The 12,932-nt window shown below is 43.1% G+C and carries 14 protein-coding genes; 7 read left to right on the top strand and 7 right to left on the bottom strand.

Annotation, left to right across the window (positions count from 1 at the left end):
* Positions 1–63: 63 nt before the first annotated feature.
* Entirely contained in the window at positions 64–879 is an 816-nt protein-coding gene (locus tag BFP75_RS09310) for a DUF1853 family protein (RefSeq protein ID WP_099544984.1), read from the bottom strand.
* A gap of 475 nt (positions 880–1,354) precedes the next feature.
* Here BFP75_RS09310 and BFP75_RS09300 point away from each other — a divergent pair, with 475 nt between their 5' ends.
* The 3 genes from BFP75_RS09300 to BFP75_RS21790 all read left to right on the top strand — a co-directional run bounded on the left by BFP75_RS09300 (position 1,355) and on the right by BFP75_RS21790 (position 4,643).
* Positions 1,355–2,515, top strand: a complete 1,161-nt coding sequence (locus BFP75_RS09300; RefSeq protein ID WP_099544983.1) for a vWA domain-containing protein — start codon at positions 1,355–1,357, stop codon at positions 2,513–2,515.
* 296 nt (positions 2,516–2,811) lie between these two features.
* Complete coding sequence (locus tag BFP75_RS09295; protein WP_099544981.1) at positions 2,812–4,281, top strand: magnesium chelatase; 1,470 nt, start codon at positions 2,812–2,814, stop codon at positions 4,279–4,281.
* A gap of 218 nt (positions 4,282–4,499) precedes the next feature.
* The gene (locus BFP75_RS21790; protein ID WP_165776565.1) at positions 4,500–4,643 is read left to right on the top strand and encodes a hypothetical protein; all 144 of its coding nucleotides are present in this window, start codon (positions 4,500–4,502) and stop codon (positions 4,641–4,643) included.
* A gap of 217 nt (positions 4,644–4,860) precedes the next feature.
* Here BFP75_RS21790 and BFP75_RS09285 read toward each other — a convergent pair whose 3' ends face one another.
* Both BFP75_RS09285 and BFP75_RS09280 read right to left on the bottom strand, forming a co-directional pair.
* On the bottom strand, positions 4,861–5,349 hold the full coding sequence (locus BFP75_RS09285; protein WP_099544977.1) for a hypothetical protein: 489 nt from the start codon (positions 5,347–5,349) through the stop codon (positions 4,861–4,863).
* Positions 5,350–5,486: 137 nt separating this feature from the next.
* Positions 5,487–5,924: a hypothetical protein gene (locus BFP75_RS09280; RefSeq protein WP_099544975.1), complete on the bottom strand. Its 438-nt coding sequence runs from the start codon at positions 5,922–5,924 to the stop codon at positions 5,487–5,489.
* A gap of 87 nt (positions 5,925–6,011) precedes the next feature.
* Between BFP75_RS09280 and BFP75_RS09275 the strand changes: the two genes are divergently transcribed.
* Together BFP75_RS09275 and corA are read left to right on the top strand one after the other, a co-directional pair.
* Positions 6,012–6,797: a tRNA pseudouridine synthase A gene (locus tag BFP75_RS09275; RefSeq protein WP_099544973.1), complete on the top strand. Its 786-nt coding sequence runs from the start codon at positions 6,012–6,014 to the stop codon at positions 6,795–6,797.
* A 42-nt stretch (positions 6,798–6,839) separates the two neighbouring features.
* The gene (gene corA, locus BFP75_RS09270; protein WP_099544971.1) at positions 6,840–7,931 is read left to right on the top strand and encodes a magnesium/cobalt transporter CorA; all 1,092 of its coding nucleotides are present in this window, start codon (positions 6,840–6,842) and stop codon (positions 7,929–7,931) included.
* 12 nt (positions 7,932–7,943) lie between these two features.
* Here the strand turns inward: corA and cysM are convergent, their stop codons facing one another.
* Together cysM and epsC are read right to left on the bottom strand one after the other, a co-directional pair.
* Positions 7,944–8,828: a cysteine synthase CysM gene (gene cysM / locus BFP75_RS09265; RefSeq protein WP_099544969.1), complete on the bottom strand. Its 885-nt coding sequence runs from the start codon at positions 8,826–8,828 to the stop codon at positions 7,944–7,946.
* Positions 8,821–9,612 carry a serine O-acetyltransferase EpsC gene (gene epsC, locus BFP75_RS09260; RefSeq protein ID WP_099544967.1) on the bottom strand — a complete coding sequence of 264 codons (792 nt, stop codon included), beginning with the start codon at positions 9,610–9,612 and terminating at the stop codon, positions 8,821–8,823. The genes cysM and epsC overlap by 8 nt, the downstream gene beginning before the upstream one ends.
* Positions 9,613–9,705: 93 nt before the next feature.
* Here epsC and BFP75_RS09255 point away from each other — a divergent pair, with 93 nt between their 5' ends.
* On the top strand, positions 9,706–10,386 hold the full coding sequence (locus BFP75_RS09255) for a DUF2461 domain-containing protein (RefSeq protein WP_099544965.1): 681 nt from the start codon (positions 9,706–9,708) through the stop codon (positions 10,384–10,386).
* Here the strand turns inward: BFP75_RS09255 and BFP75_RS09250 are convergent.
* The gene (locus tag BFP75_RS09250; protein WP_099544963.1) at positions 10,378–10,785 is read right to left on the bottom strand and encodes a glyoxalase; all 408 of its coding nucleotides are present in this window, start codon (positions 10,783–10,785) and stop codon (positions 10,378–10,380) included. The genes BFP75_RS09255 and BFP75_RS09250 overlap by 9 nt on opposite strands.
* A gap of 373 nt (positions 10,786–11,158) precedes the next feature.
* Here BFP75_RS09250 and BFP75_RS09240 point away from each other — a divergent pair, with 373 nt between their 5' ends.
* Positions 11,159–11,560 (top strand): acyl-CoA thioesterase, encoded by a 402-nt coding sequence (locus BFP75_RS09240; protein ID WP_099544960.1) that lies wholly within the window; start codon positions 11,159–11,161, stop codon positions 11,558–11,560.
* 4 nt (positions 11,561–11,564) lie between these two features.
* Here BFP75_RS09240 and BFP75_RS09235 read toward each other — a convergent pair whose 3' ends face one another.
* Positions 11,565–12,848 carry a dipeptidase gene (locus BFP75_RS09235; protein WP_099544958.1) on the bottom strand — a complete coding sequence of 428 codons (1,284 nt, stop codon included), beginning with the start codon at positions 12,846–12,848 and terminating at the stop codon, positions 11,565–11,567.
* Positions 12,849–12,932: the final 84 nt, after the last annotated feature.

The following is a 12,932-nucleotide window of genomic DNA, read 5'->3' as shown; positions in this document are numbered from 1 at the left end:
ATTGAAAATATATAGAGAACTTTTGTGTTACTTAGAGTTATCAACTATACCATCAGAAAAACCCTACCACCAGACCACGAAACATTTTTCAAACGTGTCAGGCCCTTTTTTAACCCAAAGCATAGGAGCGTTTTCTTTGAGGAGACGCATGTTGACCTCCAAAAGGGTTTCGTAATGAGACATCCAAGCCACGTCTTCGTGAGGTGCCACAACCCATTCCGTTTTATAGGGAATGTAAAATTCATAGGCTTGGAAGTCGGACCCCCGTAAATCCTCCAATCTAAGCCAATAGCCCATAATGCAATGGGGATTCAAGGGTCGGATATTGATTGCCTTACTTTGGTAGGGTTCGAACAACTGGGCCTTGTAACAGGTTTGGTGTTGGATGTTTTCGGTAGGAATACCGTTTTCAGCCAACACTTTTTTTCCAGATGGGGCGTGGAGCAGGGTAAACTGCTCGTTCTTGATTTTTTCCATTTTGGTAAAGAACATGTCCCGCCGGTTGGGGCCTATCAGCTGGTGTATGGGTTCGGAAATCTGGGTGTCTATGATGTAAAACTTATAGGTCAGCTCCAAATGGATGATCTGTCCCGTAGCTGTTTCCCGAAGGATATAATCAATTTCCCCCAAGGTCCGCTTGCCCTGCCTTACGGGTTCATTGTACAACAAGACTTCATAGTCAGGGGAGGCGTCCAATAATTGTTTGCACACATGTTCCATTTGATGACCAAGACGTATTTTTTGGGGAATGGGGGTGGGGGTGACCCCGGACATCTCCACCTCCGGAAATTCAAACTGGGTAATCCCAAACTGGGTATTCTTCCATAGGGGCGGAGTGTTTAGAAATCCGGTGAATTGTCGGGCTAAATGAGTGGACACGGAGGTTAGTTAAAAGTTAATAGTTTCAAGTTAATAGTTAAAAGTTATAAGTGAAAAACTAAAAATGAAAAATGAAAAGTTAACGGTTGTCAATTATCAGTAAAAAGAATCCCAAATCCCAAAAGTCAACCGCCAACAGCGAATAACAAGCAACGAACAACGAACAACCAACAACCAACAACGCTCGCCCTGAGCGGAGCCGAAGGGAACAACCAAAAGCCAATAGCTATAATAGTTCAGAGTTAAGAGTTCCAAGTTAAGAGTTTCTAGTTTCAAGTTTGAAGTTCTGGTTAATAGTTGGTTTACAATTAACAATAAACAATTACTAGAAAACCAAAATCTCAAATCCCAAAAGCCAATATCCAACCGCCAATAAAGAATAACAAGCAACCATCAACCATCAACCAATAACCAACAAGCGTTAACATTTCCTAAAAAGCGTTCACATCACGTTCAAATATGTTAATTTTATAGTATGGCTATGAATACAAGAAAAGGATTTCGGTTTGTGCCCTATGAAGCTCCGGAACAATCTCCTTTTGACAAACTTTTTGATATTTTTCAGGAACTCATCACCCATACTTCAGGCGATTTTGACGAGGCCATAGATTGGCTACGCGAATTGGACAAAGAATATGAGCTCACCGATGAGAACTATACCATTGATGACTTTATAGAAGATTTGAAGGCCAAAGGGTATATTCAGGAAGAATTTGAGGACGGCGGCGGCGAAATGGGGAAAGATGGCGAGGATGGCGAAGGTTCCGGCGGTGGAAATATTTCCATTACGGCAAAAATGGAGCGAATTATTCGTCAGCGTGCGCTGGACCAAATTTTTGGGAAACTAAAACGCAGCGGGGCGGGAAACCACAAAACGGGCAAATCGGGACAAGGCGACGAACATACCGGTGATTTTAGGGAATACCGCTATGGCGACGGACTGGAACACATCTCCATGACGGAAAGCCTTAAAAACGCCCAAGTGAACCATGGCATAGGTAGTTTTAACCTGAGCGAGGAGGACCTTGTCGTGGAGGATACCCAATACAAGGCCCAGATGAGTACTATTTTAATGATCGACATCAGTCACAGTATGATTCTGTACGGGGAGGATCGGATTACTCCGGCGAAAAAGGTAGCTATGGCCCTATCGGAACTTATTACCACCCGATACCCCAAGGATACCTTGGATATTTTGGTCTTTGGAAACGACGCATGGCCCATTCCCATAAAGGATTTACCGTATTTGAAAGTAGGACCCTATCATACCAATACGGTGGCAGGATTGCAGTTGGCGATGGATATGCTTCGCCGAAAGCGGAACACGAACAAACAGATATTTATGATTACCGATGGAAAGCCCAGCTGCCTGCGCATGCCCGATGGAACCTATTATAAGAACAGCGTCGGCTTGGACGACTATATTGTGGAAAAATGTTACAATATGGCCCGGCAGGCCCGAAAACTCCATATCCCCATTACTACCTTTATGATTGCGCAAGACCCGTATTTAATGCAGTTTATCCGTCATTTTACGGAAGCCAACAAGGGCAAGGCTTTTTTTACCGGATTAAAGGGATTGGGAGAAATGATTTTCGAGGATTATGAGTCGAACCGAAGGAAAAAGCTACGTTAGTTAAGAGTTAAGAGTTAAGAGTTAAGAGTTAAGAGTTAAGAGTTAAGAGTTAAAAGTTAAGAGTTAAAAGTTAAGAGTTAAAGGTGAAAAGTTATAAGTGGTCAGTTTTCAGTGTACAGTTAGCAGTAAGCAATTAATAATTAAGTGTACGGGGTAGAGCGTTTGGAGAAAAGCGACCTCCAACAACGCTTGCCCTGAGCGGCCTGTACTGAGCCTTTCGGCTTCGCTCAAGGTAAACTATGTCGAAGTAAGCCGAAGGGAATAACCAACAACTAAAAACGAACAACGAAAAAAATATGAGCTTGAATTATAAAGAAATAGAAACATTGGGAGCCTTAAAAAAGGCCGGTTATCAATCGAAAAGCATTAAGGACGAGTTAAGGGAAAACCTGCGTGAGCGTATAAAGTCGGGAGCGGAAACCTTCACGGGGGTTTGGGGTTATGAAGATTCCGTAATCCCGGAACTGGAACGGGCGATTCTCTCGCGACATAACATCAACCTCTTAGGATTAAGGGGTCAGGCGAAAACACGACTGGCGCGATTGATGGTGAATTTGTTGGACGATTACATTCCCATTGTGGAAGGTTCGGAAATCAATGACGATCCCTTGGCACCCATGTCCCGCTACGCCAAGGAACTAATAGCCGAAAAAGGAGATGATACACCTATTGATTGGTTGCCCAAAAGCGAAAGGTTCTATGAGAAACTGGCAACACCGGATGTTACGGTGGCCGATTTGATCGGGGACGTAGACCCTATCAAAGCTGCAAATTTGAAATTGTCCTATGCGGATGATCGTGTGATCCATTTTGGAATGATACCTAGGGCCAATCGCTGTATTTTTGTGATCAATGAGCTTCCCGATCTTCAGGCACGTATCCAAGTTTCCCTGTTCAACATTTTGGAGGAGGGTGATATACAGATCAGGGGCTTTAAACTCCGACTGCCTTTGGATATACAGTTTGTCTTCACGGCCAATCCGGAGGATTATACCAATAGGGGAAGCATTGTGACGCCGTTGAAGGATAGGATTGGTTCCCAAATTCTCACCCATTATCCGGATGATATTGAAACGGCCAGAAGGATCACCGAGCAAGAGGCCAATTTGGACCAAAGACAATCCGATGCCGTGTATGTTCCGGATTTGGCCAAGGATTTATTGGAGCAGATTAGTTTTGAGGCCAGGAACAGTGAGTATGTAGATGCAAAGAGCGGTGTCAGTGCCCGTACGAGCATTACCGCTTTCGAGAATTTGTTGAGTACGGCGGAACGGAGGGCCTTATTGACCGGCGCCGAGACTACTATGGTTCGGTTAAGTGATTTTTTAGGAGTTATTCCTGCCATTACCGGTAAAATTGAATTGGTTTATGAAGGCGAACAGGAAGGTGCCGATGCCGTCGCGGAAATCTTGATAGACGAAGCGGTAAAGTCCCTGTTTCCCGAGTTTTCCCCAAAAATTAACAAGCTGCAACGTAAGGACGTGGAAACTCCCTATGATGAACTGTTACATTGGTTTTTTCAAGGTGAAGGCTTTGAATTATTGGACGATTTTACGGACGAGGAATACAAAAGGGCCTTGGACGGTATTCCGCCACTCAACCAAGTGATAGAAACCTATCAGCCCAACTTCCCAAAAGAGGATGTTTATTTTTTGAAGGAGTTGCTGCTTTGGGGACTGGTTTCACATAAAAAACTCAACAAACATCGTTTTTCCGAAGGCTATCAGTTCAAAGATCTGTACAGTAGTTTTTTAAAGGATATATGAAAGATAGGTTGTATTGAAAGTCTCTTTTTCAGTCAATTTGAGTGGGATTTAAATCTGACCCTCCCCGTTCCGCTAATGCGAAACACCCCTCCCTGACCAGGGAGGGGAGCTTTTTTTTGGGTATACTATTTATGAGTAAACCGGCCTATTTCAGGAAACGTAGTAAATCCGGAAGGACTTGGTCTTGGCAATTAGGAAATCGCCCAAAAAGTATTCCGATGCAATCGGAAACGGTCTGGGCGATGTGGCGCAAGGACTTCTTGGATTTCAAGTATCCTGAAATCAGCCTAGCCTTTTTGGATACTTTTTCGGCAATGGAAAAAGTATCGGAAACAAAAACCCGACCCTCCCCGTTTAGCTAAAGCAAAACACCCCTCCCTGACCAGGGAGGGGAGCCTCTTTTGGGTTTCAAAAAGTAAGGAAGTAATATAAAATGATACTAGGAGAAAAACCGGCCTATTTTTTTCTGGGCTGCGAAGTTGCAAACATCGCAGTGCGGGGCAGTTTTCTAAAGGACATATAATAAAATCCCTTTCAGTATGGTAAGGGATTTTTAGTTTGATTGGTAATGGTTATTTCTTAAGAGTTCCAGGTATCTATATGCTGGTTTCTATCGTCAAATATGTAGGTGCCCACCAATTGTTTGCGATAACTATAGGTAAGGAACGTCATGCCGAACAATAAGGTATAAAGCACCAACATTATAATTCCGATTGGTAGGAAGGTTTCCGGAATTAAATGGTTATCATAATCCCCATAGGACAATAGCGTAATTACCGTTTCAATAATTTTAAAAAGGTAGACCAGGCTCACTACATAAAGGGCATATTCCAAATTTCGCATGGGTACATCGCTGAGCTCCCGTTCCTCTATTTTGAACCACATCACATATAGGAATACTAGATGCACCAAGGAGAGGATGGGAAAAATATAATTGTCCACCTTAAAAAAATAGAACTTATTCGTGTAGAGTCCATAAAAACTGAACACGTTAAGAATAATGATACTGATCAAGGATAGTAGAAGCGTAAGCTTCCAAGAAAAAATTCCCTTAATGGACTTGAGCATGTTTGATTTTTTGCTTTTGGATACGAATGATTTCTTTTAAAACGGGTACAACTTTCTTTTATTCTAAAAATTCGATGAACGGTAGTTTCTTCTTTTGAAATAAAGCTAGTTTTACCTATATGCTTATTTTCAAGGCTTTAGGTCAGCCAATTTTTCCTAATGGCCTTGTTGGAGAACACAATCAGCGCTATGGATATGACCAGAATCATAACGGACATTACCATATCCACAATTTCAAATGTATCAAATGCCCCGCTTAAAAAATAGTTGTAGCTCAATTGTCCTATAAGCCCGAGCAAGGATACAATAAATACGGGTTTGGCCCATTTTTTACGAAGAAGGAGGAAAATACAGCCCAAGGTACCGCCCCAAACGGCAATGGCAAAGGCCCCAGTGACCCAAGCGGGTTGGTTTTCAAAGAGATTTCGCTCCGCTTCGCTCATAGTGGCAAGTACTTCATCGGACATATAGGCCTGTCCAATATAGGCCATCGCTCCGGCCAAATTCCATAATAGGGCCAAAACGCTTACGATCCAAAACCACACGGGTGGTTTAACTTTAGTTTCCGTTGTCATAATTATTGGTTTTGATTAGTTGTGATTAAATTACAAAAAAGTTACACTGAATGGAGGAATAATCTTATTTTAGATCGATACGCTAGTATGCAAAGAACACGTTATTATTACCTGATTCGTATCCAATACTTGGGATTTAGATACAGCGGTTGGCAAAAACAGCCCGGCCATAAGACCGTGGAGGGCATGTTGTCCAAAACGTTCAAGCATGTCCTGCCCGAAACCAAGTTTAAAATTCTGGGCTCCGGGCGCACAGACGCCAAGGTTTCCGCGTTGGATGGAGTTTTTGAACTTTTCGTGGACAATACGCCATTGCCGGAGTTAAACACCTTTCTGGTTGTTTTTAACAGAAACCTTCCGCCGGATATTCGGGCGATGTCCATAGAAGCTGTAACCAAGGATTTCAATATCATCAAAAACAGCAAATCCAAGGAGTATGTGTACCTGTTTTCCATTGGGGAGAAGAACCATCCTTTTTGTGCCCCGTTTCTGTACAATGTCATCGAACGCTTGGATATAGGATTGATGAAGGAAGTCGCTCCCTGTTTTAGGGGAACCCACGACTTTTCTTCCTACACCGCTCGGTTGAAACCCAACACACACGTTGTAAGGACCGTTGATTACTGTGAAATTCTGGAAAACGATCTAATAAATGCGTCCTTTTTTCCCAAGGAGAGTTTTAAATTGGTGGTAAGGGGACAGGGTTTTATGCGCTACCAGATCCGAATGATCATGGGTGCCTTGATAGCATTGGGTAAGGGCGAATTGGAAAAACAGGACATTTTGGATTCCCTCCATCCCGATGGAAAGATAAAACTGAACTCCGTGGCGCCAGGATCCGGACTCCTGTTGAACGGGGTAAAATTCGATTGAATCGGCTTCGGAGTATTGGCTATCTTTAAACAAATTTAGTGTATGGTGAAAAGAAAATTAGGATTGCCCAAAAGAAAGAAAAAAGTATCCAGGGTTCGGGAAAAGGTGGGTGCCGCTCCAGGAACGGTCAGTTATCTTGGAACTAAGGAGAAGTCGGAAAGCCTTGTTTTTATAACGACCTACGATGCCAATACGGTGGAAACCGAGGAGCATAAACACTTTGAAGACATCGTTAAATATCAAAAGGATCCAAGAACCTCGTGGATCAATGTCATAGGAATTACAGATGTGGGTTTTATAGAGGAATTGGGACAGGGTTTTGCCTTGAACAATCTTGTTTTGGAGGATACGGTGGATACGGACCAACGCCCTAAAATCGATGAATACGAAGGCTATATTTTTGGGGTATTTAAAATGCTCTATTTAAATGAAAACGAGGAAATCGTACCGGAACACATGGCCATGGTGCTCATGGAAAATTCCGTTTTGGTCTTTCAGGAGGTGAAGGACGATGTTTTCAATGGGGTGCGTAATAGGATCAATGCAAAATCTGGACGCATACGGAGTAGGGGAGCGGACTATTTGTTCTTTGCCCTGTTGGATGCCATCATCGACAACTATTTTCTGGTCCTCGAACATATCAATCATCGTATTGAAATACTGGAGGACGAAGTCTATGCCGATCCCAAACCGGAAGTGGCCCATCAGATACAACAGCTAAAGAAGGAGGTGTTGAAAATCCGACGCTGGATTTTCCCCGTGAAGGAATTGGTGAGCAGGCTCATCGATTCGGATAGCCCCTTGATCAAACACGACACCAAATTATTCCTTCGGGATGCTTTGGACCATTCCTTGGAAATAAACGAGACCCTGCAGATTTATCGTGAAATGAGCATGAGCCTTATGGAGATGTATATGAGCAATATGAGCAATAAAATGAACGAGGTGATGAAGGTCTTGACCATAATGGCATCCATCTTCATACCCCTTACCTTTATTGTGGGCGTCTATGGTATGAATTTTGAACACATGCCGGAATTACAATACAGATACGGATATTTTGTGGTCTGGGTCGTTATGATACTACTGTTTATAGGTATGATGGTCTACTTCAAAAGAAAGAATTGGCTTTAGCATCTTGTGTGCTCAATCGAACAAGTTGGATGAAAGATAGCGATCCCCACGGTCGCACACAATGGAAACTATTACGCCGCTACTCAATTGCGACGCCAATCGTAAGGCAACCGTAGCTGCTCCCCCTGAACTCATTCCGGAAAAAATACCTTCCTCCTTAGCCAATCGCTTTGCCATTGCCATAGCCTCTTCCTCACTGACTTCCATCACGCTATCCACTTTGGAGGCATCGAATATTTTTGGCAAATATTCCTTGGGCCATTTGCGTATCCCTGGAATTTTTGAATTGTCCGTAGGTTGGACCCCTACAATCTGAACATCCTTGTTCCTTTCTTTAAGGAAGGTCGAAGTGCCCATAATCGTACCCGTCGTACCCATGGCGGAAACAAAGTGTGTGACTTTCCCTTGTGTGTCCTTCCAAATTTCGGGTCCGGTGGTGTTATAATGCGCCTTCCAATTGTCATCGTTGGCAAATTGGTTGATCATTACGAATCCTTCTTCCTTTACTTTGTTTTCGGCATAATCACGGGCACCCTCAATACCCACGTCGGAAGGGGTGAGAGTGACTTTGGCACCATATGCGCGCATGGTCTGTACGCGTTCCTTAGTGGAATTTTCGGGCATGACCAGTTCAATATCCAACCCGTACACCCCAGCAATCATGGCCAGGGCAATGCCCGTGTTTCCACTGGTGGCTTCAATAAGTTTATCCGTAGGCTTTAGGGCACCGCTATCCAGTCCGCTTTTGATCATATTGTAAGCCGCCCTATCCTTTACACTTCCACCTGGATTATGGCCTTCCATTTTAAAGTACAGTTTTACGTTGGGATTGGTGTTCAATACCCGGGATTCCAGCAACGGGGTATTTCCTATAAGGTCAATAATGGAATTAGACATCGGTCTGGGTTTTTATTTTTATTTCAGGTGAATGGTACACTGTGCTATTGGGAGGTACAGAAGCCGTTAACCAGGCATTCCCGCCAATAATGCTATTGGCCCCTATAACGGTATTTCCCCCTAAAATGGTGGCATTGGCATAAATGGTTACATTGTCCTCAATAGTGGGATGTCTTTTGGTCTGCTGCAAGTGTTTGGCAACGTACAATCCGCCCAAGGTCACCCCCTGATAGATTTTTACGTGGTTCTTGATAATGGCCGTTTCACCAATAACGACGCCCGTACCATGGTCTATATGGAAGGAATCCCCAATTTGGGCCCCGGGATTGATATCCACACCGGTTTGGCGATGTGCATATTCCGTCATTAATCGGGGTACCAAGGGAAAACCAATGGTATAGAGCTCATGGGCTAGCCTGTAGATGGCAATGGCATAAAATCCAGGGTAGGCCATATAGACTTCCTCAATGGATAGGGAAGCTGGATCGCAATTTACGGTGGCTTCCGCATCAAGATTCAATTTCTCCAGAATGGCCGGAAGCTTTTGTACGTAATTGCCCCAAATTTTTTTACACGGTTTTTGACATTCCCAACAGGCCAAATCGACCAGATTATCGAATTGCGCCTCAAGTTTGTCCAAATTTTCCGAAACAGGGGTTTCTATGTCGAACAAGGTGTAGAACAGCAGGTCCGTAAAGGTTTCGGTATCCTTTTTCAGACGAAAACGTAAATTGGGTTGCTTCTTATGAAGGTTTATCTTCTCAACGATGGATGGGTGGCTCATCAGCTTGGTTTATCTATCAAAATTAACCATTAATTCAAAAGGTCTTCCCTGCAAATGGTTAACTTTAGCTTAAAATCACAATACTGTAGTCGTATGTCACAAACCGTAATTACTAAAAATACCCTCGATTTTTTGAACCAGCTGAGGAAGAACAACAATAGGGATTGGTTCGAGGATAACAAAAAGCGGTTCAAGGAGCAACAGGGAGGGGTCAAGAAGTTTTTTCAGGAGGTTATGGAAAAACTGAACACGCACGACAAAATAGAGCGGATGAAGATGTTCAGGATTTATAGGGATATCCGGTTTTCAAAGGACAAAACACCGTATAAGTTCAATTTCTCAGCCTCCTATACCAGAATGGGCGCCGAAAGAAGGGGCGGTTATTATGTGCATATCCAACCTGAAGGCAGCTTTATAGCCACAGGGTTCTGGAATCCTGAAAAGGAGGATTTGCATAGGATACGAAAAGAGTTGGAGGTAGATGCCATTGAATTCAGGAGTATAATGGAAAATCACGATTTTCAAAAAATATGGGGAAGTCTGGAAGGCGAGGAGCTTAAAACAGCGCCAAAGGGTTTTGATAAGGAAGACCCTAACATAGACCTTATCAGAAGGAAACAGTACATATTCATGAGAAAGTTTACGGATCAGGAGGTACTGTCACCCAATTTTCTGGATGCCATCAACGAATCCTTTATGGCCATCCGTCCTTTTTTTGATTTGATGAGCAACATCCTGACGACCGATTTAAATGGGGAATCCTTGTTAGACTAGTACCTTGTCCTCAAAATATTGGATCTGGTCTTGAAGTCTTTTGATAACCATGTTCATCATTCTTTTGTTCAGGGCCGATGAATTTTTGATATACCCCTCGTATTCTTCCCAGGTAAATTGACCTATGATCATGCCCTTTAGCGAATTCCTGAATTTAACATCCTTCTGAATGGCATTCAAAATAAAGTTTAACCGATTCTCCAAATCCAAATTGTAGAAGGAGTTTTTTCCCTTGACAATGTAATTCTGAAAAGAGGCCAGCAATAAATCGTTTTGAAGCTTGATTATGGGCCGCAAGGTTTCATTTTGAAAGCGTTCTTCGTCGCTCATGTCGGGAAGAATTTTTGCGGAAGGAATTTCGGGACGAATTTGAAGCAACTTTTGGGACCTGTCGTTCATCTTGTGCGGTTTTTATAAAGGTAGCCATTATAATCCGCGTCTTTTTGGGCCCCACTATTAGTTTTTAACGGGGTTATAAACAATACTTGTTTTTTGCGCGTTAATGGTTTTACTGTATTTATATACCCAAATAGTTTTAAGTGTGCCCATAAAGATTTTAAAAGTTCAAAATCCACCCTAATTAAGTGTTAAAAAAGTAGGCGGAAGGGCTTTTAAAATAGCGATTATCCTAAATTCTCCCCTCGTTTATTGACGATAATCAACTTGCCCGCCACTACATTTTTCATCTTCATAATTCCATCTGTTAAATATGGTAAAGGCTCATAATCGCCTTGTTTTTTCGTACTAATTTTGTACTATAAAACAATACGATATGAGATTCCATACTAGAAAATTGGTAAAGCCGGAAGACCTGAATTCCAACGGAACGTTATTTGGTGGAAAAGTATTGGCTTGGATCGATGAAGAAGCCGCCCTATATAGTATTATACAACTAGAAAACAGTAAGATAGTCACCAAATATATGTCTGAAATCAATTTCATGAGCGCTGCCAAACAGGGCGACATCGTTGAGATTGGCGTACAGGTCGTAAAGTTTGGAAAAACCTCGCTAACCTTGAACTGTGAAGTTCGGAATAAAATGAACCACGAGACCATTGTTACAGTGGACAATATCATCATGGTAAACCTTGGGGATGATGGAAAACCCGCCCCTCATGGCAAAACAAAGATTGAATTCGTGAAAGACCGATTGGCAGCTTCGGAGACTTCCTAAAAGACTAGGACATGGTTTTGGCGACAGCCTGTACTTCGTCCAATACCCGAAGTAGATTACCGCTCCATAGTTTGGCGATTTCTTCTTCGGTGTATCCACGTTTTACAAGTTCCAAGGTAACATTGAAGGTTTCCGAAGCATCTGACCACCCATCGATTCCCCCGCCACCGTCAAAATCGGAGCTAATACCCACGTGGTCTATACCTATCAATTTCACCATGTAATCGATATGGTCCACAAAGTCGGCAACATTTACAGCTTCAGGGGCATCCTTCCGACTTTTGACCAGTTCTTGTCCCATTTGGGTAACCTTGGGGTAATTCTCCATGAAAGTCGCTCTTTGTTCGTCCGTAAGGCTTCTGAATTGGGAGCGTTCGTACCATTCAATATCCAGTGAGTCGGCAATCTGCTCATACACTTCTTTCATATAAGCGGCCCGGGCCTCATGCTTTTGGGTATTCAGATAGGAACTGAACGCAACGGTTTGCACCACCCCGCCATTTTCCTTCATCAGCATCAACTGTTCATCATCCAGATTTCGACTGTGATCACAAAGTGCCCTTGCCGAGGAATGGGATGCGATTATCGGTGCCTTGGATAAGGCAATCATCTGCTTCATGGCTTCCTTTGATGGATGTGAAACGTCTACCATAATACCTAACCTATTCATCTCATTAACAGCCTTTTTACCTAATTCACTTAAACCGTTATGTAACCATACGGAATCCTGTTCTCCCGTATTGGAATCACTAAATTGACTATGCCCGTTGTGGGCCAGTGAAACGTATCTGGCCCCAAGTTCATGGTAGCGTTCAAATTCAGTTAGATCCTCGCCCACGGGATAGGCGTTCTCAACCCCGATCATGGCCACTTTTTTTCCTTCGGCATAGATACGCCGTACATCTTCCGAGGTCAATGCCAAGTTAATTTTATCCGGTGCAATTTCTTCGCACAGCCTATGGATAGCTTCAAATTTGGCCATGGCATTTTCCTTGCCCTTTGCGTACCCTTCCGGGGTTAATGTATCCTGGCCTGTGTACACGATCAACCAAGCAACATCCAGGGCGCCTTCCTCCATTTTGGGCAGATTTATCTGTGTGTTAAGTCGTTGGGTATAGTTGATGCTATCCGTAAAGTTCGCCACATTGATATCGTCATGCGTGTCCAAGGTAATTACCTTTTCATGGATCCTCAATGCTTTTTCCTCCAAGGATTCCGTGTCCTGAGGTTTTTCCTCTTTGCAGGCGAACACGGCCAAAACGCCCAAAATATAAATATATCGCTTCATTTTGTAAGATTTTATACCTACAAATAAAGGTCATTCACAACAAAAAAGGAAGCCTAGGGAACATTTAATTGTGCAAGGGGCGTG

This window comes from Maribacter sp. 4G9 (genome assembly GCF_002742265.1).
Lineage (GTDB): Bacteria > Bacteroidota > Bacteroidia > Flavobacteriales > Flavobacteriaceae > Maribacter.
Note: the sequence above shows the minus strand (reverse complement) of the source record. Positions and strands in the feature narration are given on the sequence as shown.

What these genes read in the sequence shown, in the direction of transcription:
- epsC (WP_099544967.1), bottom strand. Translation starts at nt 9,612, where the DNA reads ATGAGCCACCCATCCATCGTTGAGAAGATAAACCTTCATAAGAAGCAA.
- BFP75_RS09275 (WP_099544973.1), top strand. Translation starts at nt 6,012, where the DNA reads ATGCAAAGAACACGTTATTATTACCTGATTCGTATCCAATACTTGGGA.
- BFP75_RS09250 (WP_099544963.1), bottom strand. Translation starts at nt 10,785, where the DNA reads ATGAACGACAGGTCCCAAAAGTTGCTTCAAATTCGTCCCGAAATTCCT.
- BFP75_RS09280 (WP_099544975.1), bottom strand. Translation starts at nt 5,924, where the DNA reads ATGACAACGGAAACTAAAGTTAAACCACCCGTGTGGTTTTGGATCGTA.
- BFP75_RS09295 (WP_099544981.1), top strand. Translation starts at nt 2,812, where the DNA reads ATGAGCTTGAATTATAAAGAAATAGAAACATTGGGAGCCTTAAAAAAG.
- BFP75_RS09235 (WP_099544958.1), bottom strand. Translation starts at nt 12,848, where the DNA reads ATGAAGCGATATATTTATATTTTGGGCGTTTTGGCCGTGTTCGCCTGC.
- cysM (WP_099544969.1), bottom strand. Translation starts at nt 8,828, where the DNA reads ATGTCTAATTCCATTATTGACCTTATAGGAAATACCCCGTTGCTGGAA.
- BFP75_RS09255 (WP_099544965.1), top strand. Translation starts at nt 9,706, where the DNA reads ATGTCACAAACCGTAATTACTAAAAATACCCTCGATTTTTTGAACCAG.
- BFP75_RS21790 (WP_165776565.1), top strand. Translation starts at nt 4,500, where the DNA reads ATGCAATCGGAAACGGTCTGGGCGATGTGGCGCAAGGACTTCTTGGAT.
- corA (WP_099544971.1), top strand. Translation starts at nt 6,840, where the DNA reads ATGGTGAAAAGAAAATTAGGATTGCCCAAAAGAAAGAAAAAAGTATCC.
- BFP75_RS09285 (WP_099544977.1), bottom strand. Translation starts at nt 5,349, where the DNA reads ATGCTCAAGTCCATTAAGGGAATTTTTTCTTGGAAGCTTACGCTTCTA.
- BFP75_RS09240 (WP_099544960.1), top strand. Translation starts at nt 11,159, where the DNA reads ATGAGATTCCATACTAGAAAATTGGTAAAGCCGGAAGACCTGAATTCC.
- BFP75_RS09300 (WP_099544983.1), top strand. Translation starts at nt 1,355, where the DNA reads ATGGCTATGAATACAAGAAAAGGATTTCGGTTTGTGCCCTATGAAGCT.